The sequence below is a fragment of the Paramagnetospirillum kuznetsovii genome (assembly GCF_003284725.1).
GTDB classification, from domain to species: domain Bacteria; phylum Pseudomonadota; class Alphaproteobacteria; order Rhodospirillales; family Magnetospirillaceae; genus Phaeospirillum; species Phaeospirillum kuznetsovii.
On sequence record NZ_PGTO01000001.1, the window covers coordinates 103,282 to 129,422 of the forward strand.

Genomic DNA, 26,141 nt, shown 5'->3' on the forward strand with positions numbered 1-26,141 from the left:
GTCATCCCCCGCATGTGTGGTATCGCCGCCATCTTCGCCCATGGACCCGACGCGCACTTGGTCGATCCCATGGAGATGCTCCGCATCCGCGACGCCATGACCAAGCGGGGGCCGGACGGCAGCGGCGCCTGGATGGGCGATTACGGCCGCGTCGTGCTGGGGCATCGGCGCCTGTCCATCATCGACCTGACCGATCTGGGCACCCAGCCCATGGCCAGCGCCGAGGGCGATGCCGTCATCGTCTTCAACGGCGAGATCTATAATTACCGGTTCTTGAAGAAGCGTCTGGAAGCCCAGGGCGTCAAGTTCCGCTCCGGCTCGGACACCGAGGTGATCCTGGAGATGTATCGCCGCGAGGGCGCCGCCATGCTGGGCAGCTTGCGCGGCATGTTCTCGCTGGTGATCTGGGACGAGCGGCGCAAGGGCATCCTGGCGGCGCGCGACGGGCTGGGCATCAAGCCGCTTTACGTCGCCGACGACGGCAAGACGGTGCGGCTGGCCTCCCAGGTCAAGGCGCTGCTGGCGGGCGGCAAGGTGGACACGAGGCCCGATCCCGCCGGTCATGCCGGGTTCTTCCTGTGGGGCCATGTGCCCGAGCCCCATACCCTGTACAAAGCCATCCGCGCCGTGAAGCCCGGCACCTGGGAATGGTGGGACAAGCAAGGCGGCCGCGAGACCGGCGTGTTCTTCGATCTGGGGGCCGAGCTGCGGCGGCCCCAGCCGGTGGCGGGCGTCGATCTCAAGGCGGCGCTGGAAGATTCCGTCGCCCATCACCTGATCGCCGACGTGCCGGTGGGCGTCTTCCTGTCGGCCGGACTGGACTCGACCACGCTCGCGGCCATGGCGGCCCGCCAGGCGCCGGGCCAGCTGCTGTCGGTCACCCTGGGCTTTTCCGAGTTCCAGGGCGACGAGCGCGATGAAGTGCCGCTGGCCGAACTGGCGGCCCATCACTTCGGCACCGACCACACCACCGTGCGCATTCCCGGCTCGGACTTCGCGGCCCAGCGCGACCGGATCCTGGCCGACATGGACCAGCCCTCCATCGACGGCGTCAATGTGTGGTTCGTGGCGCGCGCCGCCGCCGCCTGCGGCCTCAAGGTGGCGCTGTCGGGATTGGGCGGCGACGAGCTGTTCGCCGGTTACGACAATTTCCGCGCCATCCCCAAGATGGTGTCCATGTTGAGCCCCTTCGGCGCCGTGCCGTCGCTGGGGCGCGGCCTGCGCAGGGTCGCCTCCAATTTCGAGCGCCTGCTGGGCAAGCCCAAATTGGCAGGCGTGCTGGAATACGGAACCTCGCTGTCCGACGCCTATCTGCTGCGGCGCGGATTGTTCATGCCGTGGGAGCTGGATCAGGTGATGGATGCCCAGATGGCCCGCGCCGGTCTGGAAACCCTGGCGCCTCGTCTGCGGCTGGCCGAGGCGGCCGAGGGCATGGCCGACGACCATTTGGCCATCTCGGCGCTGGAAATGCAGTTCTACATGCGCAATCAGCTGCTGCGCGACGCCGATTGGGCGGGCATGGCCCATTCCCTGGAAATCCGGGTGCCGCTGGTCGATACCGCCCTGCTGCGCGGGGTCATGGCGCTGCACGCCGCCGACAAGGCGCCCACCAAGCGCGACATGGCCTTGTGCGCCAGTCCTTCCCTGCCCGAATCCATTCTCAACCGGCCCAAGACCGGCTTTTCCGTGCCGGTGGCGCAATGGTTGGGCGAGACCTCGCTGCGCGGCTGGGCCAAGCGGGTGCACGCGGCTCAGATGGGGTCGTCATGAGCCTGCGCGAGACCCTGGCGGGACCGGCGGGAGCGGCATGGCGGCTGGTGGGACCGCTGTTGCCCCGGCCGCCGGGGGCGTTTCGCATCCTGATGTTCCACGACGTGCCGGATTCCCAGCGCGCGGCGCTGCGGCGGCTGGTGGAACGGCTGGTCGCCGAGAACCGCCTGATCGGCCCGGCGGAAGCGGCCAGCCGGTTGCGCCACGGCGGCGCAAGCCCCGGTTTGCCGCCGGTACTGCTGAGCTTCGACGACGGTTTCGCCTCCAATCTGGAGGTGGCCGAGACCATCCTGGCGCCGCTGGGGGCGCATGCCCTGTTCTTCGTCTGCCCCGGCCTGATGGACCTATCGAAGGACGAGCAGGCGGCGGCGGTGTCGGCCAATGTGCTGCGCGGCCTCAAACCCGCCCCCGAGCCGCTGATGGATTGGACGGCGGTGGAGCGGCTGGTGACTCTGGGCCACACCATCGGCAACCATACCAGCGACCATCTCCGGCTGACCGAACTGAGCGCCGACGCCAAGGCCGAGCAGATCGAGAAAGCCGCCGAGGCGCTTCGTTCGCGGCTGGGTGAAACGCCGGACTGGTTCGCCTACACCTTCGGCGATGTGGACAGCATCGACGCCGAGTCCCTGCATCTGATCGGCCGCCATCACCGCTATTGCCGCTCCGGGGTGCGGGGCGTCAACGGCAAGGGCACCGCCCCCCTGGCCTTGCGCGGCGATCATGTGGATCTGGCGGCCACTCCGACGTGGCGGATGCTGGCGGTGGACGGCGCCCTGGCCCTGGCCTATGGCGAGCAGCGTCAGCACCTGGATCGGATGGTTCAGGCGTAATCGCGATGGCCGAAAATGGCCGAGCCCACCCGCACATGGGTGGCGCCCGCCCGGATGGCGGCGGGATAGTCGCCGCTCATGCCCATGCTGAGAACCGACAGCCCGTTGCGCGCCGCCATCTCGGCCAGCAGGCGGAAATGCGGGGCCGGGTCGGCTTCGGCGGGCGGGATGCACATCAGTCCCTCGATCTCCAGATGGTACTGGTCGCGGCAGACGGTGATCAGGGAATCCACATGGTCGGGATCGCAACCGGCCTTCTGGTCCTCGCGGCCGGTATTGACCTGGATCAGCAGGCGCGGCTTGCGGCCGATTCGGGCCATCTCGTCGGCCACGGCGCGGGCCAGCTTGGGGCGGTCGATGCTCTCGATGACGTCGAACAGCGCCACCGCTTCGCGCACCTTATTGGTCTGCAGCGGCCCGATCAGGTGCAGCTCCAGTTGGGGGAAGCGCGCTTTCAGGTCGGGGAACTTGGCCTTGGCCTCCTGGACCCGGTTCTCGCCGAACACAAGCTGACCGGCCAAGACCGCCTCTTCCACCGCCTCGGCGGGATGGGTCTTGCTGACGGCGACCAAGGCGACCGAATCGGGATCGCGCCCGGCGGCGCGGGCGGCCTCATTGATGCGGTCTTGCACGGCGGCAAGGGCGGCGGCGATCATGTGGGCTGGTATTCCGGCACCAGGCGCCGGAGGATGGCCACGGCGGGCTCGATCCGATGGGCGCGGCAGGCCTGCGACAGATCATCGAGCGCCAGGCCCAGCTCCTCGGCATCGACGGCACGCGGCGTCGCCACCAGGATGCCGGGTTGGCTGGTGGGAACCGGCGGCTCGGCGCCGTGGAAGATTTCCTCGAACAGCTTCTCGCCGGGGCGCAGGCCGGTATAGGTGATCTGGATGTCCTTGTCGGGGCGCAGACCGGCGAGGCGGATCATCTGACGCGCCAGATGGACGATGCGCACCGGCTCGCCCATGTCGAGCACGAAGATCTTGCCGCGATAATCAGGGTGACCGGCGCCGAAGGCGGAGGCCTGCAGCACCAGTTCCACCGCTTCCCTGACCGTCATGAAATAGCGGGTCATGTCGGGATGGGTCACGGTGATGGGGCCACCGGCCTCCAACTGCTTCTGGAACAGCGGCACCACCGAGCCGGTGGAGCCCAGCACGTTGCCGAAGCGCACGGTGACGAAGCGGGTGCCATCGGGCTGGGCCAGATCCAGCGCCTGGGCGTACATTTCCGCCACCCGCTTGGACGCCCCCATCACATTGGTGGGGTTGACCGCCTTGTCGGTGGAAATCTGCACCATCAGCCCGACCTTGGCCTGGATGCAGGCATCCACCACGATCCGCGTGCCCACCGCATTGGTCAGCAGCCCCTCGTCGGGATTGTATTCCACCATGGGAACATGTTTCAGGGCGGCGGCGTGGAACACGAGGTCCGGCCGGTGCTCGGCCATGACCTGGCCCACCCGTTCGGCGTCGCGCACATCGCCCAGGACCGGTACATGCTCCACCGGCACATGCTCGATCTGGGCACCGCCTTGCGACAGTTCCTGGTCGATGGCGTAGAGATTGAACTCGCAGGCCTCGAACAGGACCAGGCGCGACGGCCCGAAATCCCTGATCTGGCGCACCAGTTCGGAACCGATGCTGCCGCCCGCCCCGGTGACCATGACGCGGCGGCCCCGGATCAGGCGTTCCATGCCGCCGCGATCCAGCGCCAACTGCGGACGACCCAGCAGGTCTTCCACCGCGATGGAGCGCAGCGAGAGGCGTTCCTCCACCCCGTCCTTGAGATCGGTCAGGCGGGGAATGCGGGCCAAGCCCAGACCCAGCCGGTCGGCGGCGTCCAACAGTTCGCGCACCACCGCGCCGTCGAGGCGGTGGTCGGTGATGATCAGCCGTTGCGGCGCCTGGCCGCGCCGGGTCAGCGCGGCGATGACCTCGTCCAACTGATCGATACCGCCCAGCACGTCGACGCCATGGATATTGCGCCCCACCCGGCCGCCGCGCTCGCTGACCAGCCCGACGGCGCGGTATTCCGCCTGATCGGAGCGGGTGGCGCGGATGAACAGTTCCGCTTCGTCGCCGGCGCCCACCAACAGCACCGGGATCGCGCCGCCGCGCGCGGCCCGCACCGATTGGACCTTGTCCTTGAAGGTGCGGTAGAGAAAACGCGGCCCGCCCAGCAGGGTCAGCAGCACGAACCAATTGATGATCAGGACCGAGCGCGGCAGGCTTTGCAGCCGCGTCATCAGGAACAGCACCGCCATGAAGATCAGCACCGTCAGGGTGGCGGCGCGCACCAAGGCCGTCATGTCGCTGACCGAGGCATAGCGCCAGACGCCGCGATACAGGCGCTGGGACAGGAAGACCGGCACGGCGACGGCGGTGAACAGCCCGGCGCCCAACAACAGGTCGCCATTGCCCCAATAGCGGCCCATCTCGTCGCCCAGGCGCAGATACAGCGCCAGCACGAACGACAGCGCCGCCATCACCACGTCATGGCCGAACGCGATATGAGCCCGCGAGAACCCGTCCTTCATCAAATCACCAAGCTACTGAACCCCAGGTCCGAACTTACCCCGTTCCCCGACCGGGGCAAATGCCATTTCGGTCGCCGCCACGCCCACCCCGGCACTGGGGCAGGCTGATCCCCTGTTCCAGCAGCCGGGCCCAGGACGGCATCACCAAGGCCTCCAAAGCCGGGAGAAGACGATCGGCTGCGGACAAGCGGTGCATGAACGGCGGAATCTCCGTGAAAAGGCGCCTTGGCCCAAAAAGCGCCGGGACGCTACCACAGGCCCTGGCGACGGGCCAGAATCAAACACCCGGCGGGCGGTTTCCGCCTTGCCCCGACACCCGCAGGTCCGGATAATGAAAGGTCCAGCCTTGAAGTATCGCCCGGACCGACTTTATATTGGCTATGATTCGCAACAAGTCCCTGCCGGATTGCCCTCTTGATGAATGAAAATCCCATGACATCCGCCGCAGCCGCCCCCCGGTCGTGCAAGATGACCTTCGTGTCCGTGGAATCGGGCATCACCGCCCTGGGGTTTCGTCGCGTGGCGGCGGTGGCGCGCGGCCTGGACGCCGCCACCGACATCCTGTTCATCGCCACCGACAATCTTTATTCGCTGGTCAGCCATATCTTTCCGTCCAAGCGGATCAGCTTCGGCGATCTGGATGCCGAGGTGGTGGGCAAGCGTCTCGCCCGATCGGACCTGATCTGCTTTTCCTCCATGACGGCGTCGTCGAAGCAAGTGGAAGCCATCATCGCCAGCATCCGCCGCCACAATCCCAAGGCCTTCGTGCTATTCGGCGGCGTGCATCCCATCATCTATCCCGAAGAGGCCATGGCGGTGGCCGACGCCATCTGCGTCGCCGAGGGCGAAAAGCCGTTCGAGATGTTTTATCGCGCCTTCACGGCGGGCGAGGATTACACTGCGGTGCCCGGCATGTGGTTCAAGACGGCCGACGGCATCCGCAAGACTCCGGCGCTTCCGCTCAACAGCCAGGCCGATCTGAATTCGTTTCCCCATATCTTCTACGGGCTGGATTGCGAAATCTACGACCTGAAGGAGCACGATTTTCGGCCGTTCGACAAATTCGACTATACCCAGTTCATGGGACTGACCTATCGCACGGTGTGGTCCATCGGCTGTCCGTTCTCGTGCACCTTCTGCGCCAACGACGCCTTCATCGCCCTGGACAAGAAATACACCAAGCTGCGGTTCCCCTCGGTCGATTACCTGCTCGACGAGATCGAGGAGGGCATCGCGGCGCATCCCTATATTTCCACCGTCGCCTTCTACGACGACAACCTCATCGCCCTGCCGGTGGACGTGATCCGCGAATTCGCCCAGAAGTACAAGCAGCGCATTGGCCTGCCCTTCGTGGTGTTCGGAGTCCATCCCAACATCATCACCCACGAGAAGTTCGAGATGCTGGCCGAGGCGGGCATGAACCGCGCCCGCATGGGCATGCAGAGCGGCAACGAGAAGATGCTGACCTTCTATCAGCGCAACACCAAGGTGGAGCGCATCCGCTCCTCGGTGTCCATTCTCGCCGCCGCCGCCCGCAAATACGACATGATCCCGCCCGCCTACGACATCATCGCCGACAATCCTCTGGAAACCCGCAGCGACATCGTCGAGACCCTGCGCTTCCTCTACGAGCTGGACCGGCCCTTCACCCTGACCATCTTCTCGCTTCGGGTCTTCCCCAAGACCAAGCTGTGGGAATATTTCGCCGTCCATCCGGAAATGGGCGACCCGCGCAAGATCAACTCGTCCTATCTGGACACCCGCAAGACCATGGGCAACGTCCTGCATTACGTGCTGGGCACGGTCAAGCCGCCCAAATGGATCTTCGACCGGCTACTGGGCTTCGTGCGCGGCTATGACGAGGAGCAGCCGGATTACCCGGTGCTGCATTTCCTGGCCAAGAACATCTATCTGACCAAGCGCGCCATCGACCACCTGACCCGGCTGGACTTCACCGTCATCGTCGGCGGCTGGACCTATTACATGTGGAAGCTCGGACTGGTGAGCGGCCCCAAGCGGGGCACCATTCCGCCAACCCCGCCCGCTCCGACTCCCCTGGCTCAGCCGGGGGAATAGCGCGCCAGATAGTCGGAATAGGCGGCCGCCAATCCATCCGCCAAGCTGGTCGATGCCCGCCAGCCGAGCGCGTGGACCTTGGCGGAATCCAGGAATTTGCGCGGCATGCCGTCGGGCTTGGTGGTGTCGAACGCGAAATTGCCGGTCCAGCCCACTGCCTTGGCGATGGCTTCGGCCAATTGGCGGATGGAGTATTCCAGCCCGCTGCCCAGGTTGAGCATCTCCTCGCCGGAATAGCTCTTCATCAGGAACACCACCCCGTCGGCCATGTCCTCGGTATAGAGGAATTCACGAAGCGGCGTGCCGGTGCCCCACAGGGTGACCGCCTCCAGCCCCTGGCGCTTGGCGTCGTGGATGCGCATGGTCAGCGCGGCGGCCACATGGCTTTGGGTCGGGTCGTAATGGTCGCCCAGGCCGAACAGGCTGGCGGGCAGCACCGAGATGAAGTCGCAGCCGTATTGGCGGCGATAGGCCTGGCACATCTTGACGCCTGCGATCTTGGCGACGGCGTACCACTCGTTGGTGGGCTCCAGGGGCCCGGTCAGCAGCAGCTCCTCGCCCAGCGGCTGGGCGGCCGCGCGCGGATAGATGCAGTTGGAGCCCAGGAACAGCAGCTTGGCGACGCCCGCCTTCCAGGCGCCATGGATGACATTGGCCTCGATGACCATGTTGTCGTAGAGGAACTCGGCCGGGCGGGTGCTGTTGGCGATGATGCCGCCCACCGTGGCGGCGCACAGGAACACCGCGTCGGGCCTGTTGGCGGCCAGCCAATCCTCGACCTCGGACTGGCGGCGCAGGTCCAAGTCCTCGCGCCCCACGGTCAGGACCGCGCAGCCTTCTTGTTCTAGGCGACGGATAATGGCCGAGCCCGCCATGCCGCGATGGCCCGCCACCCAGACCCGCTTGCCCCTAAGGTCGAATGTCATGACTGATCTCCTCACCGGGCGTGATCGTGGGCCGGACCGTCCGCAAGCTCAAGACCAAAGCTGGCGATTGCGGCATGGATTATGTATAGTGACACTGTATATATGTATATGAGGCGAAGATGTCCATCCAGATCGCCAACCCCCAGGTCGTCGCTAAGATCAATCGCCTTGCCCGCGCAACCAGCCTAGGCAAGACCGCCGTGGTGGAAGCGGCGGTGGACCGCATGCTGGCGGAGCTGGCGGATAGGGCAGAGCCTGCGCCATGGGGCGGGATCGAGGCGATCGTCGCCCAGATGCATCAGCTCGCGCCACGTCACGACGCGTTCGACGCGGTTGAATACGACCATATGGGATTGCCGAAGTGATTGCCGTCGATACCTCGGCCCTGATCGCCATCCTGCTCAACGAGCCGGACTGCCGCCGCTATCTGGACCGTCTGCAGCGGGCGGAACGGGCGTTGATCAGCACCGTATCGGCGGTGGAGGCGCGTATGGTCGGATTTGGCCGTTTCGGTCCCCGCGCCGTGGTCCTCCTGGACGATCTCATGCGCATGCCGGGCTTCGAGGTGGTTGCCCCCGGCCCGGCGGAGATGGACGCCGCCTTCAACGCCTTCGTTCTCTACGGAAAGGGAAGCGGCCATCCGGCCGGGCTCAACTTCGGCGATGTCTTCGCTTATGCCCTGGCCAAGACCAGGAATCTTCCGCTGTTGTTCAAGGGTGACGACTTTTCAAGAACGGATCTCACCGCGGCTCTTTAAGTGCCGCCCCTTCCGCCACCAGCAGCTTTTCGATGATGCGCACCGCCGCGGGCAGGTCGTCCACCACATAGTCGGCGGTGCTGCCCTCCACATGCTTGGGGCCATGGCCGGTGCGCACCAGGAAGGTGGTGGCGCCGACGCTCCGGCCCAGTTCCACGTCCACCGTCTTGTCGCCGATCATGAAGGAGCGGGCGGGGTCGAAGCGATGTTCCGCCACCGCCTGCATCACCATACCGGGCAGCGGCTTACGGCAGTCGCAGTCGTCTTCCGGCGCATGAGGGCAGATATAGATGCCGTCGATGGCGGCGCCCTCGGCTTCCAGGATGGCGTAGAGGCGGGTGTGGATCTCCTCGAGCCGGGCCATGTCGAAATAGCCGCGCGCCACGCCGGACTGATTGGTCACCACCGCCACGCCGAGGCCCAGGCGGTTCAGCCGCCGGATGGCCGCCCCGACGCCGGGATACAGTTCCAGCTGGTCGGGGTCGGACAGGTAGTTCACTTCCACATTGATGGTGCCGTCGCGGTCGATCAGCACGAAACGCCGTTCCGTCATGTCAGATCCTTTGCAGTCGCGCCGCGAAGAATGCATCCATGCCGCCCTTGTCCGCAAGGTGGCAGGGCAAGGTGCGCAAATCGCCGAGGGGCGTTATGAGCTCGCCCAGACCGCCCAGCTCCCCGGCCGCGATGGGAATGCGGATCAGGGGCGCGCCCGAGGCCAGCAGGCGCTCCACCTGTTCGACGCCCTCTTCCGGTTCCAGCGAACAGACGCAATAGACCAGCAGCCCGCCCGGCTTCAACATGGCCACCGCCGCCTTCAGCAGCCGCTCCTGCACCATGGCCAGCTTGGTGACCTCGGCGGGGTTCTTGTGCAGGGCGACGTCGGGGTGGCGGCGCAAGGTGCCGGTGGCCGAGCACGGCGCGTCCAGCAGGATGGCGTCGAACGGTTCCGGCGGCGTCCACGCCCCGGCATCCGCCTCGACGACCGTCGCGGCAAGGCCCAGCCGCTTCAAATTGGCGGTGAAACGCACCAGCCGCTTAGCCGAGCGGTCCACCGCCGTCACCCTGGCCCCCGCCGTCACCAGTTGCAGCGCCTTGCCGCCGGGGGCGGCGCACAGATCGGCGACCGACTTGCCCGCCACGTCGCCCAGCAATCGGGCGGGCAGGGCGGCGGCGGCGTCCTGGACCCACCAGCCGCCGTCGTCGAAGCCCGACATGCCCGCCACCGCGCCGCCACCGGCGCGGCGCAGGCTGCCGGTGGACAGCAACTCCGCCTCCAGCCGCCCGGCCCAGCCAGCCGGATCATGGGCGACGGTGATGTCCATGGGCGCTTCCACCAGATGGGCGGCGGCCATGGCCCGCGTCGTCTCCTCGCCATAGGTCCGCGTCCACGACCGCCACAGCCAGTCGGGCGTGTTGAGCAGGGCGGCGTCCTGGGACGCCACCATGGCTTTGCCGTCGCGGTCCAGGCGGCGCAGCACCGCGTTGACCAGCTTGGCGAATCCGGCCAGTTGGGTGTTCTTGACCAGATCGACACTGGTGGAGATGGCGGCGTGCGGCGCCACGTCGAGAAACAGCAACTGGGCAATGCCGAGCCGGAGCGCGTGCTGAACCGGGGCCGACTTGGCAGCCAGCGGCTTTTCCACGCAAGCGGCGATCAGGGCGTCGATCTGGCCCAGCCTGCGCAAGGTGGTGGCCAGCAGCAGGCGGACGAAGCCGCGATCGCGCTCGTCCAGCTTGCCCAGCCGGGAATCCTCCAGCACCTCGTCCAGCAGGCGGTCCTGGTCCAGCACGGCCGACAGCAGGTCGAGGGCCAAGGCACGCGGAGAGCTATGGGCTTTTTTCAAGTCATTTTCCTTCGTCCAGGGGACAGCCCCGGGTCTTGAGAGCCAGGACGACGACGCTCGACCTTCCCGTCCCGGTGGACAGGGTGCGCGATGCGGGCGGCGCCGGACCCTGCAATTCCTCCACCACCCCGGCGCAGCCCAGGGCCAGCAGGCGGCCCATCATGGGTGGCAGGCCGTCGCCACCCGCCTGGGTGGCCAGGGCGGCGAGACTATCGGGCAGCATGGCGTGGCTGATGCCGTTGCGGCGAAGCTGCCGCCAGAACGGCGCCGGTTCGGTGTTGTCCTCGCGGACTTCCACCTCCGCCTGCTGATTGGGGGTGACGAACAGGGCGGGGGGATCGAGCAGATACAGCCATTGGCGCTGATTGGTGATGATCTTGTCCGACGGCCCCAGATGGGCGTTGGCCCAGGTGACCCCATAGGCCCAGCCCACATTGCGCTCGACGAAGGCGGTGCGGCTTTCATGGGCGGTCAGGCGATGGACGAAATTCCTGGCGAAGACCGCTTGGCCCCCCACCTGGATCAGGATCACCGCCGCCAGCCCCGCCGCCAGCGGCAGCCTCGGCGTGCCGCGCAACGATGCCGCCAGCAGACCGATGACGACCATGGGCATGAAGGGCAGGTAGTGGCGCACCCGCTGCGACGCCCCGAACACCGACCACAGGGCATAGAATCCCAGGCCGATCAGGGCCGCCACCAGCCATGACCGCACCACCGGATGGGTCCGATGCCGCCAGGCGCCCAAGACGGCGAACGGCGCCAGCAGCATGGCCAGCGGCCCCAACCCGGTCCGCCCGGCATCGAGGGAATCCGGCGGCGCGAAGGTCACCCGCCAGGGATAGCTCAGAATATCGGCCAAACCGCGCGGCAAGGGGGATTCCATATGGGCGCCCCAGACCTTGAACAAAGCGTGCTGGGCGGCGTTCCATGGGGTCGCCGGGTGATAAGGGACCAGCCCGAACAGCATGGGAAACACCGGATCGCCGGTATTGGCCCAGTTCCAGCCATACCATTGCAAACCCGCCACCAGCGCCGCCGCCGAGAACGCCGCCGCCTTGGCCAGTCCACCCCGCTGGGCCAGCACCGCCACCCCGCACAGCAGGGTGACCAGCAGGCCGGGATATTTCGACGCCATGCAGAATCCGGCGGCAAGTCCCGCCAACGCCGCCCAGGCCAAACCGGGCCGACGGCGCGATTCCATCACCGCCACCAAAGCCATGGTGGTGAAGGCGGCCATGCGGGTCTCCACCTGCCCGGAGCCGCCGCCATAGAGCACGGCGGGCAGGCTGGCCACCGCCACGGCGGCGGCCAAGGCCCAGTCCCGCGACAGGTGGCGCCGCCCGACGGCATAGGTCAGGAAGACCGCCGCCCAGCCCGACAGCCCGGCCCACAGGGTCATGGCCTGCTCGCCGCCCAGGCCCAGCGCCAGCATATGACTCATCTGCTGCAACAGCGGAATCGCCCCATCGGCGGCGCGCGGCACGAAGATCAGATGACCCCGGCGCAGAATCTCGCGGGGGATGGCGAAATGATAGGCCAGGGAATCGGCGTCGGTGGGCGGTGCCAGACCTTCCGCCAGATCGCCCAGGGCGATGAAGGCCGCCGCAGCCAGCAACGCCCAGGTCCACGGCGTCAAGGGTTCATGATCGCGGCCGATGGGTCGCAGCAGCCACAGGCCGGGCAGACCGGCGACCAGGACCGCCGCGATGGCCATGGCATCCACCCGAGCGGCCAGGGCGAGGAAAAAGCCCAGCCAGCCGAGAATGCCCATACCGAGTCCGAACGACCATGCGGCGCGTTCGCGCCACGGCAGCTCGCCCGCCACGCCGCAGGCCCGCAGCGCCAGGGCGCCCCAGCCCAAAGCTGCAAGCGCCATCAGCAGGGCGGTAAGCACGGTCATCTCACCTCCCACCCGTCATTCCCGCGAAAGCGGGAATCCATGGATCGGCGGCGCATGCCCTGGCGCTTGGCGTTCTCGCTGACCGTGGCATGGACCCCCGCTTTCGCGGGGGTGACGGCAATGGAACGGAGTGCGCTCATTGGAACACGCCGCTCACGGTCGGCAGCAGACCGCGAAACTGGGCCAGATACAGCGCCAGAACCAGCACCACCCAGACCCAGGCCGCCATCAGCCGCATGTCAATCCAGCAGGTTGTAGCGGATGATGCAGTAAAGAGCGCGCACGCCGTCGCGCCAGCCGATCTTCTTGCCTTCCTCGTAGGTCCGGCCGGAATAGCTGATTCCCACTTCATAGATGCGGGGACGCGGCCGCATGCGGGCCACCTTGGCGGTGATCTCGGGCTCGAAACCGAAGCGGTTTTCGATGATGGTCACGCTCTGGATGATCTCACGCTTGAAGGCCTTGTAGCAGGTCTCCATGTCGGTGAGGTTCAGGTCGGTGAACATGTTGGAGGTCAGGGTCAGCACCCGGTTGCCGATGGAATGCCAGAAATACAGCACCCGGCTTTCGTCGCCGCCCTTGAAGCGCGAGCCGAACACCACATCGGCGCGGCCGTCCAGAAATGGCTTCAACAGCTTGGGATAATCGGACGGGCTGTATTCCAGGTCGGCATCCTGGACCAGCACGATATCGCCGGTGGCATGCTGGAAGCCGGTGCGTAGCGCGGCGCCCTTGCCCTGGTTGATGCCGTGTTCCACCGTCTTGATCTGGGGATGCTTGGCGGCCAGCGCCTTCATCACCTCGACCGACTTGTCGCGCGAGCCGTCGTCGACGATGACCATTTCCAAATCGAGGCCGCAGCGGTCGGCGGCGATCACCCGGTCGACGATGGCCTCCAGCGTCTTTTCCTCGTTGTAGCAGGGAATGACGATGGTCAGCTTGGTAAGGGACATCGGCTCGCTCCTGGGGATTAGTGCCGGAAGTGACGCATGCCGGTGAACACCATGGCAAGGCCCTTTTCATCCGCCGCCGCGATGACCTCGGCGTCGCGCATGGAGCCGCCCGGCTGGATCACCGCCGTGGCGCCCGCCGCCGCCGCCGCCAGCAGACCATCGGCGAAGGGGAAGAAGGCGTCGGACGCCACCACCGAACCGATGGTCTCCGGCTGGGCCAGACCGGCGGCCGTGGCCGCTTCCTGGGACTTCCAGGCGGCGATGCGCGATGAATCCACCCGGCTCATCTGACCGGCGCCGATGCCGACGGTGGTGCCGTTCTTCACATAGATGATGGCGTTGGACTTGACGTGCTTGCAGACGCGGAAGGCGAACAGCAGATCCTTCAGCTCCTGCTCCGACGGCGCCCGCTTGGTCACCACCTTCAGCTCGGCCAAGCTGACCCGGCCGTTGTCCTTGGTCTGGAACAGATAGCCGCCCGCGACGGGGCGCAGCGTCATGCCCGCTTCATTGGGGTCCGGCATGCCGCCGGTCACCAGCAGGCGCAGATTCTTCTTGGCGGCGAAGGCGGCCACGGCGGCGTCATCGGCTTCCGGCGCGATCACCACTTCGGTGAACAGCTTGGCGATCTCTTCCGCCGTGGCGCCGTCCAGGCGGCGGTTGATGGCGACGATGCCGCCGAAGGCCGAGACCGGATCGGTGGCCAGCGCCGCCTTGTAGGCCGAGACGATGTCGGCGCCGGTGGCGACGCCGCAGGGATTGGCGTGCTTGATGATGGCGACGGCGGGCGCCTCGAACTCGGCCACCAGTTCATAGGCGGCGTCGGTGTCGTTGAGATTGTTGTAGGACAGTTCCTTGCCCTGGAGCTGCTTTGCCGTGGCGACGCCGGGGCGATGATGGCCGGTGACATAGAAGGCGGCGGCCTGATGGGGGTTCTCGCCGTAGCGGAGCGACTGCTTCAATTCGCCCGCCACCACCACGCGACGGGGGAAGGTGTCGCCCAATTCCTTGGCGAACCACTGGCTGATGGCGGCGTCATAGGCGCCGGTCCGGGCATAGGCGGTGGCCGCCAGCGTCTTGCGCAAGCCGAGGGTGGTCGAGCCTTTGTTCGCTTCCATCTCGGCCTTGACCACGGCGTAGTCCTCCACGTCCACCACCACGGTGACGGCGGCGTGGTTCTTGGAGGCGGCGCGGATCATGGCGGGGCCGCCGATATCGATGTTCTCGACGCATTCGTCATATTCGGCGCCCTTGGCCACCGTGGCCTCGAAGGGATAGAGGTTGACCACCAGCAGGTCGATGGGGGCGATGGCATGCGCCTTCATGGCCGCCTCGTGCTCGGCATTGCCGCGAATGCCCAGCAGGCCGCCATGCACCTTGGGGTGCAGGGTCTTGACGCGGCCGTCCAGCATCTCGGGGAAGCCGGTGTGATCGGCCACTTCCACCACCTTGATCCCGGCGTCGCGGATGGCCTTGGCCGAGCCGCCGGTGGACAGGATCTCGACGCCCTGGGCTTCCAGGAAGCGGGCGAAATCGATCAGGCCGGTCTTGTCGGAGACCGAGATCAGGGCGCGGCGGACGGGCATCAGGTCGGACATGGGCAAAAAGTCTCCGGCACGAACGGGATTTGTGGGGGGATATAGCACAGGCCGCGCCCGAGGGCAGGCGGGAAATTTCGCTAGAGCTCATCGGCCGTGACGGCTATATACAACCCCTTGCTCCAACAGGTTTCCCGGTCATGACGAAGCGGTCCAGAACGGTTGTCTGCGTGGTCGGCGCCCGACCCAATTACATGAAGGCGGCGCCCATCGTCGCCGCCTTGAGGGACTCTGCGGCCTTGACGCCCATGCTGGTCCATACCGGCCAGCACTACGACCCCGACATGAACGAGAAATTCTTCGCCGAGCTGGGCATGCCAGCGCCTCAATCCAATCTGGGAGTCGGATCGGGCAGCCACGCGGTGCAGACCGCCGAGGTGATGATCCGCTTCGAGCCGGTGCTCGATGCCGCCCAGGATCCCATCCTCCTGGTGGTGGGCGACGTCAATTCCACCATCGCCTGCGCCCTGGTCGCCGCCAAGAAGGGCATTCCGGTGATCCATGTGGAAGCCGGTCTGCGCTCACGCGATCGCGCCATGCCGGAAGAGATCAACCGGGTGCTGACCGACCAGATTTCCGACCTGCTGTTCACCACCGAACGTTCCGCCGCCGCCAATCTGACCGCCGAGGGCATCGACGCGGCGCGCATCCATTTCGTCGGCAATGTGATGATCGACACCCTTGTCGCCAACCTGCCCCGCGCCATCAGCCCCGCCGAAACCCTGGCCGCCGCCGGATTGCCGGTGGTGGATCGTTTCGCTGTCTCCACCTTGCACCGCCCCTCCAATGTGGACGATCCCTCGGTGCTGGGCTGCCTGCTGGATTGCCTTTCGGAGATCGGCCGCGATCTGCCGGTGATTTTGCCGCTGCATCCGCGCACCCGGGCGCGCATCGAGTCCTGCGGATTGTCGGCCAAGCTGGACGGCAAGACCATCCTGCCGCTGGGGCCGCAGGGGTATCTGGCCATGCTGGGGCTGATGAAGAATGCGACGCTGGTTCTGACCGATTCCGGCGGCATCCAGGAAGAGACCACGGCGCTGGGCATCCCCTGCCTGACGCTGCGCGACAACACCGAGCGCCCCGCCACGGTGGCATTCGGCACCAATACCCTGGTGGGCCGCGATCCCGCCCGTATCCTGGCCTGCGCCCGCGAGGCCCTGGCCGGAGGCGGCAAGGCCGGACGCATCCCGGAATTCTGGGACGGCCATGCCGCCCGGCGCATCGTTTCGGTTCTGGAAACCGCTTTTACCTAAGGACCAGTCCAATGTCGTTCCCGGAAAAGCCCCATTCCAGCATCGCCGCCTTCTACGAGGCCTATACCGGACAGGTGACCCAGGCGCTGGCCTCGGTGCCGAAAAGCGCGTTGGCCGCCGCCGAGATCGTGCTGAGCCGCGCCCTGGAGGCCGACGCCCATGTCTATGCCTGCGGCAACGGCGGGTCGGCGGCCATTTCCAACCATCTGGTCTGCGACCACGCCAAGGGCATCCAGACCGACACCGCTTTGCGCCCCCGCGTCCACTCGCTGTCGTCGACCATGGAGATGCTGACCGCCATCGCCAACGACCTGGACTATGCCGAGGTCTTCGCCTACCAGCTGAAGACCTTCGGGCGCCCCGGCGACGTGCTGATCACCATCAGCTCGTCGGGCGATTCGGAAAACGTGGTGCGCGCCGTCCAATGGGCCAAGGACAACGGCATGGCCACCATCGCGCTGACCGGCTTTACCGGCGGGCGCACCGCCAAGCTGGCCGACGTCAATCTGCATGTGAGCGCCGACAATTACGGCATCATCGAGGATGTCCACCAGTCGCTGATGCATGTCCTGGCCCAGTTCATCCGCATGAACCGCATGCCGCGCGATCTGGTGGGCGCCCGGAAGTTCTAGAGCGGCGTGCGCCATATCTGGCGCACGGTGGTCCAGTCCAGCTTGCCGATGTCGTCCTCGACCTGCCGGGACAGCGAGTCCACCGCCGTGGACATCATGATGCGGGCCTATGGGAAAACGCCCAGCCCCCTACTCCGCCGGAGGGCGCTGCTTCATGCGGAACGGGTGCAGCGGATAGACGCCGATGATGCGGACCTCGTGGCTGAAGAAGTCCAGCTCCTCCAGCGCCTGGCGCAGATTGCGGTTGGCGGGATGGCCTTCCACGTCGGAATAGAACTGCGTCGCGGCGAACTCGCCGCCCACCATGTAGCTTTCCAGCCGGGTCATGTTGATGCCGTTGGTGGCGAAGCCGCCCAACGCCTTGTACAGCGCGGCCGACACGTTGCGCACCCGGAACACGAAGGTGGTGACGCAGGGCTGGTTGGGATTGGGCTCGACGGCCTCGCGGGCCATGACCACGAAGCGGGTGGTGTTGTGGGCGGCGTCCTCGATATTGGCCTTCAGCGACACCAGCCCATAGGCCTCGGCCGCCAGTTCCGAGGCGATGGCGGCGACGGTGGGGTCTTTCTTCTCGGCGATTTCGGCGGCCGAACCGGCGGTATCGGCGCCGACGATCGCCTTCAGGCCCAGCTCGCGGATCAGATTGCGGCACTGGCCCAGGGCGTGGACATGGCTCTTCACCGATTTGATGGTCGCAAGCGTGGCACCGGGCACCGCCAGCAGATGATGGCTGATGCGCTCGAAATGCTCGGCGATGATGTGCAGCCCGGCATAGGGCATCAGGTGATGGACGTCGGCGACGCGGCCCGCCACCGAATTGTCGATGGGAATCATGGCATAGCGGGCGCGGCCCTCGCGCACGGCGGCGAAGGTGTCCTCGAAGGTGGCGCAGGGCAAAGGCTCCATGGCCGGATAAGCGTTGCGGCAGGCCAGATGGGAATAGGCGCCGGGCTCGCCCTGGAAGGCGATAGCGCGGCTGGGATCGGGCGTATCGGTCATGGTCACCGTTTCAGCGGGGCGCGTTCAGCAGGGCGCGGGCCCTCTCGAGGTCGGCGGGAGTATCGACACCCAGCGGAACCGTGTCAACCAAAGCGCAATCGATGCGCATGCCGTTTTCCAGGGCGCGCAGCTGTTCCAGCTTTTCCCGCTGTTCCAAAACCCCTTGGGGCAGCGCCACGAACTTGGCCAGCGCCTTGCGGCGATAGGCATAAAGTCCGATGTGGTGGTAATGCGGCCCGGCATTGGCGGGCACGGTGGCGCGCGAGAAATACAGCGCCCGGCCGACCCGGGCGCCAGGGGCCACGGAGACCACCGCCTTGACCACGTTGGGATTGGTGCGTTCCTCGTCCAGGGTGATTTCGGTCACCAGGGTGGAGATATCGACCCCCTTGGCCTTCAGCGGCGCGAAGACGGCGCGGATCACCGCCGGATCGATGGTGGGCAGGTCGCCCTGGACATTGACGATGGCGTTGAAGCCCCTGTCGGGATCGATCTGTTCCAGCGCCTGCCATACCCGGTCCGAGCCGGTGGGCAGATCGGGATCGGTCATCACCGCGTTGCCGCCATGGGCGTGGACCGCGTCGAACACCGCGCGCTCGGCGCAGGCCACCACCACCGGCCCGATCCCGGCGGCGACGGCGCGCCGCCACACATGCACGATCATGGGTTCGCCATGAATATCGGCCAGCGGCTTGCCCGGCAGGCGGGTGGCGTGCATGCGGGCGGGAATGATGACGACGGGATTGAGGGCCATGGCTGCATCCGCTGATAAAGGGCGGGTTCAACCATATATGGGTCGCGAGCGACTTGCCAGCCGCCTGCGCTCGGCTAAACTCCCGTCAAAATGAACGAGGAGGCGACGATGACGGACTTGGTCCTATCCCATTTGGACGACGGCGTGCAGGTGATCCGCATCAACCGGCCGGACAAGAAGAACGCCCTGATCGGCGCCATGTACGAAGCCCTGGCGGCCGCCTTTGCCAAGGGCGAGGCCGACGACGCGGTCGGAGTCTTCCTGCTGACCGGGGTCGGCGCCGACTTTACCGCGGGCAACGACCTGCCCGATTTCCTGACCTGGGACAAGCTGTCCGGGTCGGTGGCCGACGGCTTCATCCGCGCGGTGGCCGGGGCAGGCAAGCCCGTGGTCGCGGCCGTGCGCGGCGCCGCCATGGGGATCGGCGCCACCATCCTTCCCCATTGCGATCTCGCCTATGCCTCGCCCACCGCAAAATTCCTGACGCCCTTCATCAATCTGGGCATCGTGCCGGAAGCGGCGTCCAGCATGACTCTGCCAGCCCTCGCCGGTCACCGCAAGGCGGCGGAGATGCTGCTGTTGGGCGAGCCGTTCAATGCCGAGACCGCGCTGGCGGCGGGGCTGATCAACGCGGTGGTGCCCGATGCCGAACTGGACGCGGTGGCCATGACGGCGGCGCGCAAGCTCGCCGCCAAGCCGCGCGCCACCATGCGGATGGTCAAGGCGCTGATGAAGACGCCGCCCGAGCCGGTGATGGATCGCCTGACCCGCGAGGCCCTGGTGTTCGACCAATGCCTGACGCGACCCGAATTGAAGGAAGCAGTGGCCGCCTTTTCGGAAAAACGGCCCCCGGATTTCTCGAAGTGCCGCTAGCGAGAGGACGATGTCGGCATACGGCCACCCTGATTCCATCCGTACAACCGTCCATCGGGCCTTCCAGGGAAGGCCGACAATCCCCCGGAAAATGAAAAACCCCGGCAAACCGTTGGTTCGCCAGGGCTTTCGCTGGTCGGAGTGAGAGGATTCGAACCTCCGGCCCCTGCCTCCCGAAGACAGTGCTCTACCAGGCTGAGCTACACTCCGGTCGCCTGCGAGGCGCTTCTTATAGCGCCAACATCCTGGGTTCGCAAAGGGATTCTCGCGCGTTTGCGCCATCTGGGCGCCACCATTGTTCACCCAAGCAAAAACCCCCGCCGGTTTCCCGACGGGGGTTTCGCGGACGGAACCGATGACTCGGATCAGACCGAATAGTACATCTGGAATTCGACCGGATGCGGGGTGTGCTCGAAGCGGTAGACTTCCTCGTATTTGAGCTCGATATAGCTCTCGATGAATTCCTTCGAGAACACGTCGCCCTTGCACAGGAAGTCGTGGCTGGCCCGCAGGGCCTCCAGGGCTTCGCGCAAGGAACCGCAGACGGTGGGAACCTGGGACAGCTCTTCCGGGGGAAGGTCGTACAGGTTCTTGTCCATGGGATCGCCGGGGTGGATCTTGTTGGCGATACCGTCCAGGCCGGCCATCAGCATGGCCGAGAAGGCCAGGTAGGGGTTCGCGCCCGGATCGGGGAAGCGGACCTCGACGCGCTTGCCCTTCGGCGAGGCCGAGTAGGGGATGCGGCAGGAGGCCGAGCGGTTGCGGGCCGAGTAGGCCAGCAGGACCGGGGCTTCGAAGCCGGGGATCAGGCGCTTGTAGCTGTTGGTCAGCGGGTTGGTGAAGGCGTTGATGGACTTGGCGTGCTTGATGATGCCGCCGATATAGTACAGCGCGGTCTCCGACAGGTCGGCATAGCCGGACCCGGCGAACAGCGGCTTGCCCGCCTTCCAGATGGACTGGTGCACATGCATGCCCGAGCCGTTGTCGCCATAGATGGGCTTCGGCATGAAGGTGGCCGACTTGCCGTAGGAGGCGGCCACGTTGTGGACCACGTATTTGTAGATCTGGATCCAGTCGGCGGCCTGGACCAGGCTGCCGAACTTGATGCCCAGTTCGTGCTGCGACGAGGCCACTTCGTGGTGATGCTTCTCGATGGGCAGGCCCATCTCGCCCATGACGGTCAGCATCTCGGCGCGCATGTCGACGTGGCCGTCAACCGGCGGAACCGGGAAATAGCCGCCCTTGACGCCCGGACGGTGGCCCAGATTGCCCTCGGCGAAGTCGCGGCCCTGGGCCTCGACGCCGTCTTCCGAGCACAGCTCGTAATAGCCCTTGTTCATGCCGAGTTCGTACTTGACGTCGTCGAACACGAAGAATTCGGCCTCGGGGCCGAAATAGGTGGAATCGCCCACGCCCGACGACTTCACGAAAGCCTCGGCGCGCTTGGCGATGGAACGGGGGTCGCGGTCATAGAGCTGGCCGGTGGCGGGCTCGACGATGTCGCAGTTGATGATCAGCTGCGGCTGCGCGGCGAAGGGGTCCATGACGGCGGAAGCCGGGTCGGGCTTCAAGATCATGTCGGACTCGTTGATGCTCTTCCAGCCAGCGATGGACGAGCCATCGAACATGATGCCTTCGTTCAGCATCTCGGCGTCGACGGTGGAGACGTGCTGGGCGGTGTGCTGCCACTTGCCGCGCGGATCGGTGAAACGGAAATCGACGTATTTCACGTCGTTTTCCTTGATCAGTTCGAGGACCTTCTTGACGTCGTCGGACATGGTCAGATTCCTGATAGCTGAGAGTTGGTACGGATAGAATTAAGGTGAGGTGGCGCGGAGCTCAGATGGCGTCGTTGCCGCGCTCGCCGGTGCGGATGCGGATGGCTTCCTCCACCGTCGAGATGAAAATCTTGCCATCGCCGATGCGCCCGGTGTGGGCGGCCTGCTGGATGGCCTCGACGGCGCGCTCCACCAGATTGTCCTCGATGACCAGCTCGATCTTCACCTTGGGCAGAAAATCCACCACGTATTCGGCGCCGCGATAAAGCTCGGTATGCCCCTTTTGCCGCCCGAAGCCCTTGGCCTCGGTCACGGTGAGCCCCTGCAAACCGACTTCGTGAAGGGCTTCCTTCACCTCGTCGAGCTTGAAGGGCTTAATGATCGCTTCGATCTTCTTCATGAAACCGCCGTCTAAAGGAGTGGCGTTGAACCCGCGTCGAACGCGCGACTCATTTAGCACGGCTTATGCCAGTTCTACCACCGGGAAAAGTGGGCAATATCAGTCCGGTCGCCAGGATTTATGCCGTAAATTCGGGCAAACCAGCCTAAATCTTGGGCAGCCGACCTAAGAGCGGCGTGCTGGCATGCGCGAATTCGCTGTTGCCAGCGTGGGATTCACCTGGAACCATGGGATCAGCGCGGCCAAGGGGAATATCGGCCGCGACCCATAAGATCGACGTCCGGAGGGTTCATGACCGCCAAGTCTCCATCCCTGCCCCGCGCCTGTGCCCTGGTGGGCCCGTTCGCCAGCGGCAAGACCAGCCTGCTCGAAGCCCTCCTGCTGGCCTCGGGTTCCATCACGCGCCAGGGCCGCATCAAGGACGGCACCACCGTCGGCGATTCCAGCGCCGAGGCGCGCGCCCGCTTCATGAGCGTCGAGCCCAATATCGCCACCACCACCTATCTGGGCGAAAGCTGGAGCTTCATCGATTGTCCCGGCTCGGTGGAATTCCAGCAGGACGCCTATAACGCCCTGATGGCGGTGGACGCCGCCATCGTGGTGTGCGAGCCCGATCCCGCCCGCGCCGTCATGGTGGCGCCGGTGCTGAAATTCCTCGACGAGCGCAAGATCCCGCACATCTTGTTCGTCAACAAGATCGACGCCGCCGGCACAAGGCTGAAGGAGACCCTGGACGCGCTGCAGGCGGTGTCCGACCGGCCGCTGATCATGCGCGAGATCCCCATCCGCGAGGGCGACGCGGTCACCGGCTATATCGATCTGGTGTCCGAGCGCGCCTATAAATACCGCCCCGGCCAGACCTCGCAGATGATCAAGATCCCCGACGCGCTGAAAAGCGAGGAGGCCCTGGCCCGCCAGGAGCTGCTGGAGCATCTGGCCGATTTCGACGACCATCTGATGGAAGAGCTGCTGGAAGACATCCAGCCGCCCACCGACGAGGTCTATGCCGATCTGGGCAAGGATCTGGCCGAGGATCTGATCGTGCCGGTGTTCTTTGGCTCGGCCGAGAACGACGGCGGCATCCATCGCCTGTTCAAGGCGCTGCGCCATGACGTGCCCGATCCCGGCGTCACGGCGGCCCGCCTCGGCATTCAATCCTCCGGCGGACCCTTGGCCCAGGTGTTCAAGACGGTGCATGCCGCCCATACCGGCAAGCTCAGCTTCGTGCGCGTCTGGCGCGGCGAGTTCACCGACAACCAGACGGTGGGTGGATCGCGCATCGGCGGCCTGTACGCCATGACCGGCGGCACGCCCACCAAGACCGCCAAGGCCGCCAGCGGCGAGTTGGTGGCGTTCGGCCGTCTCGATCCGGTGGCCACCGGTGACGCGCTGGGCTCCGACGAACCCGGCCTGGCGCCCTGGCCGGAGCCCCTGAAGCCCCTATTCGCCTTCGCCCTGGAGGCCGAGAAGAAGGGCGACGACGTCAAGCTGACCGGCGCGCTCGCCAAACTGTCCGAGGAAGACCCCTCGCTCGGTCTGGAACATGGCGAATTCGGCGAGTTGGTGCTGCGCGGCCAAGGCGAGATCCATCTGCAAGTGGCCATCGACCGGCTGAGAAGCCGCTTCAACATGCAGGTGGTGACCAAGAAGCCGACGGTTCCCTATAAGGAAACCATCCGCAAAGCCGTCTCGGTCCACGGCCGCCACAAGAAGCAGTCCGGCGGCCACGGCCAGTTCGGCGATGTTCATCTGGATATCGCGCCGCTGCCGCGCGGCCAGGGCTTCCACTTCATCGACAAGATCGTCGGCGGCGTGGTGCCGCGCCAGTACATTCCCTCCGTCGAGCACGGCGTCGCCGAATTCCTCCACCAGGGTCCGTTCGGCTTTCCGGTGGTGGACCTGTCGGTGACCCTGACCAGCGGCAGCTATCACGCGGTGGACAGCTCCGACATGGCGTTCAAGACGGCGGCCCGCATCGCCATGAGCGAAGGCATGCCCCAATGCGACCCGGTGCTGCTGGAACCCATCCTGCTGGTGGAGATTTCGGTTCCCGCCGATTTCACCGCCAAGGCCCAGCGCATCGTCTCCGGCCGCCGCGGCCAGATCCTCGGCTTCGACGCCAAGGCGGGCTGGCAGGGTTGGGACACGGTGTCGGCCTATCTGCCCCAGGCGGAGATGGACGATCTGATCGTCGAATTGCGTTCGCTGACCATGGGAGTCGGAACCTTCTCCTGGGCTTTCGACCATTTACAGGAATTGATCGGCCGTGTTGCCGAAAAAGTTGTGGAACTCCGCAAGCAGGCGCTGGAAAACGCCTGACCAAAATGCATGGCAGCAATGTAAAGGCGCGCTATCTCATGGCGCGCCTTTCTTGTTTTTTGATCAAAGACTGGAAACGGCTGGAAATTTATTGCTCGGATTCAGGTGTGGATTTTGTCTGTGCGAAACCGGGCATCCTGGCCAATACCTTGCGCATAGACGAAAATATGGCATGACCCATAGCCGTCGCCCCTTGGGGCGGTTTTCTGTCCAGGGTCCGAGGAACTCCGCCATGTTCGCCAATCTCCGCATTTCCACCCGTCTGTTGGGGCTGACGGTCTTGACCGTCGTCCTTACGGTGGTCGTCGCCTCGCTCGGCATCAACGGCATGGGCGTCATGGAAGCGCGCATGAAGTCCATTTACGAGGATCGGGTGATTTGTCTGGGACAACTGGCAAATATCCAGAACGCGTTCCAGCGCATCCGCACCCGACTGATGTGGGCCGTCGACGCACCGAGCGATGCCCAGCGGCAAGCTCACCTGGGCAAGATCGCCGAATACGACAGCCTCATCAACAAGGAATGGAAGGATTATACCGCCACCAACCTGGTGCCCGAGGAAAAGATCCTGGCCGACCGTTTCAGCGCCGGTCTTGCCGCCACTCGTGCCGATCGGGCGATGGCCATGGCCGCGATCCAGGGCGGCGATCTGGCCGGAGCCAAGGCCATGACGTCTCCCGACCACAAGATTGCGAAACGATTCGTCGCCGCCACTGACATCCTGTCCTCCCTGGAGCAGCTTCAGATCCGGGTCGGCAAGATGGACTTCAACGCGGCCGAGGAGACCTATGCCGCGACCCGGACCTTCTCCGTCGCCGTATCGGTGGTCGGCCTGGTCGGCGCCCTGGTCATGACCCTGCTGATCATCCGCTCCATCACGGTGCCGGTGGCGGCGTCCATCGCCGTGATGGAACGCCTCGCCAAGGACGACACCTCGGTGGAGGTAGGCGGCCAGGACCGCAAGGACGAGGTGGGCGACATCGCCCGTTCCGTCCAGGTGTTCAAGCAGAATGCCCTGGACAAGAAGCGCTTGGAAGCCGAGGCGGCCGCGGCCAAGCACCGCGCCGAGGAGCAGAATCGGGCCAATATGAACCGCATGGCCGGCGAGTTTGAAACCAGCGTGGGCCAGGTGGTCGATAGCGTCGCCAGCGCGTCGGGCGACATGGAGCAGACGGCACAGACCATGTCGGCCCTGGCCGGTCAGGTGGCGGCCCAGGCCACCGCCGTGGCCGCCGCTTCCGATCAGGCCGCCGCCAATGTGCAGACGGTGGCCGCCGCCGCCGAGGAACTGTCAAGCTCGGTGGGCGAAATCGGCCGTCAGGTGAGCGAATCCGCCCAGGTCGCCCGCAGCGCCGTGGAGGAGACCGCCCATACCGATGCCATCGTGCGCGGTCTGGCCGAGGCGGCCGGCCGTATCGGCCAGGTCATCAGTCTGATCAACGACATCGCCAGCCAAACCAATCTTCTGGCGCTGAACGCCACCATCGAGGCGGCGCGGGCGGGCGAGGCGGGCAAGGCGGGCAAGGCGGGCGAGGCGGGCGAGGCGGGCGAGGTCAAGAATCTGGCCAATCAGACGGCGCGGGCCACCGACGAGATCGCCCAGCAGATCAATTCGGTTCAGACCGAGACCGGTCGGGCGGTGGAAGCCATCCGCAACGTCAGCGCCACCATCGGCCGCATCGACGAGATTTCCTCGGCCATCGCCTCGGCGGTGGAGGAGCAATCGGCCGCCACCCAGGAAATCGCCCGCAACGTGGAAGAGGCCGCACGCGGCACCCAGGAGGTCTCGTCCAATATTTCCGGCGTGACCAACGCCGCCGGGGAGACTGGGCAAGCCTCGGCCACCGTGCTGGACGCCGCCCGCGCGCTGTCGGCGCAATCGGGAACCCTGCGCCGCACCGTGGGTGATTTCGTCGCCAAGGTGCGCGCCGCCTGAA

23 protein-coding genes and 1 tRNA gene are annotated in these 26,141 nt (G+C 65.9%); 11 read left to right on the forward strand and 13 right to left on the reverse strand.

Going from position 1 to position 26,141, the window contains the following annotated elements; all coding sequences use genetic code 11:
- The first annotated feature begins 12 nt into the window (after nt 1–12).
- A complete protein-coding gene (gene asnB, locus CU669_RS00430; RefSeq protein WP_112141840.1) occupies nt 13–1,770 on the forward strand; it encodes an asparagine synthase (glutamine-hydrolyzing) in 1,758 nt (585 codons plus the stop codon).
- A complete protein-coding gene (locus tag CU669_RS00435) occupies nt 1,767–2,603 on the forward strand; it encodes a polysaccharide deacetylase family protein (RefSeq protein WP_161539550.1) in 837 nt (278 codons plus the stop codon). The genes asnB and CU669_RS00435 overlap by 4 nt, the downstream gene beginning before the upstream one ends.
- Here the strand turns inward: CU669_RS00435 and CU669_RS00440 are convergent.
- Nucleotides 2,594–3,259: a YggS family pyridoxal phosphate-dependent enzyme gene (locus tag CU669_RS00440; protein WP_112141842.1), complete on the reverse strand. Its 666-nt coding sequence runs from the start codon at nt 3,257–3,259 to the stop codon at nt 2,594–2,596. The two genes, CU669_RS00435 and CU669_RS00440, sit on opposite strands and share 10 nt — an antisense overlap.
- Nucleotides 3,256–5,142: a polysaccharide biosynthesis protein gene (locus CU669_RS00445; RefSeq protein ID WP_112141843.1), complete on the reverse strand. Its 1,887-nt coding sequence runs from the start codon at nt 5,140–5,142 to the stop codon at nt 3,256–3,258. The genes CU669_RS00440 and CU669_RS00445 overlap by 4 nt, the downstream gene beginning before the upstream one ends.
- Nucleotides 5,143–5,574: 432 nt before the next feature.
- Between CU669_RS00445 and CU669_RS00450 the strand changes: the two genes are divergently transcribed.
- The gene (locus CU669_RS00450; protein WP_161539551.1) at nt 5,575–7,218 is read left to right on the forward strand and encodes a B12-binding domain-containing radical SAM protein; all 1,644 of its coding nucleotides are present in this window, start codon (nt 5,575–5,577) and stop codon (nt 7,216–7,218) included.
- On the opposite strand, the gene CU669_RS00455 is transcribed toward CU669_RS00450, so the two are convergent.
- Complete coding sequence (locus tag CU669_RS00455; protein ID WP_112141845.1) at nt 7,203–8,144, reverse strand: GDP-L-fucose synthase family protein; 942 nt, start codon at nt 8,142–8,144, stop codon at nt 7,203–7,205. The two genes, CU669_RS00450 and CU669_RS00455, sit on opposite strands and share 16 nt — an antisense overlap.
- Nucleotides 8,145–8,263: 119 nt before the next feature.
- On the opposite strand from CU669_RS00455, the gene CU669_RS00460 reads away from it, so the two are divergent.
- Nucleotides 8,264–8,509: a type II toxin-antitoxin system VapB family antitoxin gene (locus tag CU669_RS00460; RefSeq protein ID WP_112141846.1), complete on the forward strand. Its 246-nt coding sequence runs from the start codon at nt 8,264–8,266 to the stop codon at nt 8,507–8,509.
- On the forward strand, nt 8,506–8,901 hold the full coding sequence (locus CU669_RS00465; protein WP_112141847.1) for a type II toxin-antitoxin system VapC family toxin: 396 nt from the start codon (nt 8,506–8,508) through the stop codon (nt 8,899–8,901). Before CU669_RS00460 ends, CU669_RS00465 begins: the two co-directional genes overlap by 4 nt.
- On the opposite strand, the gene gmhB is transcribed toward CU669_RS00465, so the two are convergent.
- The 5 genes from gmhB to purH form a co-directional block, all read right to left on the reverse strand.
- The gene (gmhB, locus tag CU669_RS00470) at nt 8,885–9,454 is read right to left on the reverse strand and encodes a D-glycero-beta-D-manno-heptose 1,7-bisphosphate 7-phosphatase (protein WP_112141848.1); all 570 of its coding nucleotides are present in this window, start codon (nt 9,452–9,454) and stop codon (nt 8,885–8,887) included. The two genes, CU669_RS00465 and gmhB, sit on opposite strands and share 17 nt — an antisense overlap.
- Nucleotide 9,455: 1 nt before the next feature.
- A complete protein-coding gene (locus tag CU669_RS00475) occupies nt 9,456–10,745 on the reverse strand; it encodes an RsmB/NOP family class I SAM-dependent RNA methyltransferase (protein ID WP_112141849.1) in 1,290 nt (429 codons plus the stop codon).
- 1 nt (nt 10,746) lies between these two features.
- A complete protein-coding gene (locus tag CU669_RS00480; RefSeq protein ID WP_112141850.1) occupies nt 10,747–12,645 on the reverse strand; it encodes a glycosyltransferase family 39 protein in 1,899 nt (632 codons plus the stop codon).
- 239 nt (nt 12,646–12,884) lie between these two features.
- Nucleotides 12,885–13,598: a glycosyltransferase family 2 protein gene (locus tag CU669_RS00485; protein ID WP_112141851.1), complete on the reverse strand. Its 714-nt coding sequence runs from the start codon at nt 13,596–13,598 to the stop codon at nt 12,885–12,887.
- Between the two features lie 17 nt (nt 13,599–13,615).
- Nucleotides 13,616–15,196: a bifunctional phosphoribosylaminoimidazolecarboxamide formyltransferase/IMP cyclohydrolase gene (gene purH, locus CU669_RS00490; protein WP_112141852.1), complete on the reverse strand. Its 1,581-nt coding sequence runs from the start codon at nt 15,194–15,196 to the stop codon at nt 13,616–13,618.
- 140 nt (nt 15,197–15,336) lie between these two features.
- Between purH and wecB the strand changes: the two genes are divergently transcribed.
- Both wecB and CU669_RS00500 read left to right on the forward strand, forming a co-directional pair.
- Entirely contained in the window at nt 15,337–16,449 is a 1,113-nt protein-coding gene (gene wecB, locus CU669_RS00495; protein WP_112141853.1) for a non-hydrolyzing UDP-N-acetylglucosamine 2-epimerase, read from the forward strand.
- A gap of 11 nt (nt 16,450–16,460) precedes the next feature.
- The gene (locus CU669_RS00500; protein ID WP_112141854.1) at nt 16,461–17,081 is read left to right on the forward strand and encodes an SIS domain-containing protein; all 621 of its coding nucleotides are present in this window, start codon (nt 16,461–16,463) and stop codon (nt 17,079–17,081) included.
- A 129-nt stretch (nt 17,082–17,210) separates the two neighbouring features.
- On the opposite strand, the gene CU669_RS00505 is transcribed toward CU669_RS00500, so the two are convergent.
- A complete protein-coding gene (locus CU669_RS00505) occupies nt 17,211–18,080 on the reverse strand; it encodes a prephenate dehydratase (protein ID WP_112141855.1) in 870 nt (289 codons plus the stop codon).
- Nucleotides 18,081–18,090: 10 nt separating this feature from the next.
- Nucleotides 18,091–18,834 carry a 3-deoxy-manno-octulosonate cytidylyltransferase gene (locus CU669_RS00510; RefSeq protein WP_112141856.1) on the reverse strand — a complete coding sequence of 248 codons (744 nt, stop codon included), beginning with the start codon at nt 18,832–18,834 and terminating at the stop codon, nt 18,091–18,093.
- Nucleotides 18,835–18,942: 108 nt separating this feature from the next.
- On the opposite strand from CU669_RS00510, the gene CU669_RS00515 reads away from it, so the two are divergent.
- Complete coding sequence (locus CU669_RS00515) at nt 18,943–19,707, forward strand: enoyl-CoA hydratase (protein ID WP_112141857.1); 765 nt, start codon at nt 18,943–18,945, stop codon at nt 19,705–19,707.
- Between the two features lie 133 nt (nt 19,708–19,840).
- Here the strand turns inward: CU669_RS00515 and CU669_RS00520 are convergent.
- The 3 genes from CU669_RS00520 to CU669_RS00530 all read right to left on the reverse strand — a co-directional run bounded on the left by CU669_RS00520 (nt 19,841) and on the right by CU669_RS00530 (nt 21,885).
- Nucleotides 19,841–19,917, reverse strand: a tRNA-Pro gene (locus tag CU669_RS00520).
- A gap of 155 nt (nt 19,918–20,072) precedes the next feature.
- Nucleotides 20,073–21,485: a type I glutamate--ammonia ligase gene (gene glnA, locus CU669_RS00525; RefSeq protein WP_112141858.1), complete on the reverse strand. Its 1,413-nt coding sequence runs from the start codon at nt 21,483–21,485 to the stop codon at nt 20,073–20,075.
- Nucleotides 21,486–21,546: 61 nt separating this feature from the next.
- Nucleotides 21,547–21,885, reverse strand: a complete 339-nt coding sequence (locus tag CU669_RS00530; RefSeq protein ID WP_068493447.1) for a P-II family nitrogen regulator — start codon at nt 21,883–21,885, stop codon at nt 21,547–21,549.
- 291 nt (nt 21,886–22,176) lie between these two features.
- Between CU669_RS00530 and CU669_RS00535 the strand changes: the two genes are divergently transcribed.
- Genes CU669_RS00535 through CU669_RS00540 form a run of 3 tightly spaced genes read left to right on the forward strand, consistent with a single transcriptional unit; the run spans nt 22,177 to nt 26,140 of the window.
- The gene (locus CU669_RS00535; RefSeq protein ID WP_112141859.1) at nt 22,177–24,204 is read left to right on the forward strand and encodes an elongation factor G; all 2,028 of its coding nucleotides are present in this window, start codon (nt 22,177–22,179) and stop codon (nt 24,202–24,204) included.
- Between the two features lie 5 nt (nt 24,205–24,209).
- On the forward strand, nt 24,210–24,380 hold the full coding sequence (locus CU669_RS21265; RefSeq protein WP_161539552.1) for a hypothetical protein: 171 nt from the start codon (nt 24,210–24,212) through the stop codon (nt 24,378–24,380).
- 56 nt (nt 24,381–24,436) lie between these two features.
- Nucleotides 24,437–26,140 carry a methyl-accepting chemotaxis protein gene (locus CU669_RS00540; RefSeq protein ID WP_112141860.1) on the forward strand — a complete coding sequence of 568 codons (1,704 nt, stop codon included), beginning with the start codon at nt 24,437–24,439 and terminating at the stop codon, nt 26,138–26,140.
- The last annotated feature ends 1 nt before the right edge of the window (nt 26,141 follow it).

What these genes read in the sequence shown, in the direction of transcription:
- purH (WP_112141852.1), bottom strand. Translation starts at nt 15,196, where the DNA reads ATGTCCGACCTGATGCCCGTCCGCCGCGCCCTGATCTCGGTCTCCGAC.
- CU669_RS00460 (WP_112141846.1), top strand. Translation starts at nt 8,264, where the DNA reads ATGTCCATCCAGATCGCCAACCCCCAGGTCGTCGCTAAGATCAATCGC.
- glnA (WP_112141858.1), bottom strand. Translation starts at nt 21,485, where the DNA reads ATGTCCGACGACGTCAAGAAGGTCCTCGAACTGATCAAGGAAAACGAC.
- CU669_RS00535 (WP_112141859.1), top strand. Translation starts at nt 22,177, where the DNA reads ATGACCGCCAAGTCTCCATCCCTGCCCCGCGCCTGTGCCCTGGTGGGC.
- CU669_RS00500 (WP_112141854.1), top strand. Translation starts at nt 16,461, where the DNA reads ATGTCGTTCCCGGAAAAGCCCCATTCCAGCATCGCCGCCTTCTACGAG.
- CU669_RS00540 (WP_112141860.1), top strand. Translation starts at nt 24,437, where the DNA reads ATGTTCGCCAATCTCCGCATTTCCACCCGTCTGTTGGGGCTGACGGTC.
- asnB (WP_112141840.1), top strand. Translation starts at nt 13, where the DNA reads ATGTGTGGTATCGCCGCCATCTTCGCCCATGGACCCGACGCGCACTTG.
- CU669_RS00485 (WP_112141851.1), bottom strand. Translation starts at nt 13,598, where the DNA reads ATGTCCCTTACCAAGCTGACCATCGTCATTCCCTGCTACAACGAGGAA.
- CU669_RS00440 (WP_112141842.1), bottom strand. Translation starts at nt 3,259, where the DNA reads ATGATCGCCGCCGCCCTTGCCGCCGTGCAAGACCGCATCAATGAGGCC.
- CU669_RS00445 (WP_112141843.1), bottom strand. Translation starts at nt 5,142, where the DNA reads ATGAAGGACGGGTTCTCGCGGGCTCATATCGCGTTCGGCCATGACGTG.
- CU669_RS21265 (WP_161539552.1), top strand. Translation starts at nt 24,210, where the DNA reads ATGCATGGCAGCAATGTAAAGGCGCGCTATCTCATGGCGCGCCTTTCT.
- CU669_RS00450 (WP_161539551.1), top strand. Translation starts at nt 5,575, where the DNA reads ATGACATCCGCCGCAGCCGCCCCCCGGTCGTGCAAGATGACCTTCGTG.
- CU669_RS00515 (WP_112141857.1), top strand. Translation starts at nt 18,943, where the DNA reads ATGACGGACTTGGTCCTATCCCATTTGGACGACGGCGTGCAGGTGATC.
- CU669_RS00510 (WP_112141856.1), bottom strand. Translation starts at nt 18,834, where the DNA reads ATGGCCCTCAATCCCGTCGTCATCATTCCCGCCCGCATGCACGCCACC.
- CU669_RS00530 (WP_068493447.1), bottom strand. Translation starts at nt 21,885, where the DNA reads ATGAAGAAGATCGAAGCGATCATTAAGCCCTTCAAGCTCGACGAGGTG.
- wecB (WP_112141853.1), top strand. Translation starts at nt 15,337, where the DNA reads ATGACGAAGCGGTCCAGAACGGTTGTCTGCGTGGTCGGCGCCCGACCC.
- gmhB (WP_112141848.1), bottom strand. Translation starts at nt 9,454, where the DNA reads ATGACGGAACGGCGTTTCGTGCTGATCGACCGCGACGGCACCATCAAT.
- CU669_RS00435 (WP_161539550.1), top strand. Translation starts at nt 1,767, where the DNA reads ATGAGCCTGCGCGAGACCCTGGCGGGACCGGCGGGAGCGGCATGGCGG.
- CU669_RS00480 (WP_112141850.1), bottom strand. Translation starts at nt 12,645, where the DNA reads ATGACCGTGCTTACCGCCCTGCTGATGGCGCTTGCAGCTTTGGGCTGG.
- CU669_RS00455 (WP_112141845.1), bottom strand. Translation starts at nt 8,144, where the DNA reads ATGACATTCGACCTTAGGGGCAAGCGGGTCTGGGTGGCGGGCCATCGC.
- CU669_RS00505 (WP_112141855.1), bottom strand. Translation starts at nt 18,080, where the DNA reads ATGACCGATACGCCCGATCCCAGCCGCGCTATCGCCTTCCAGGGCGAG.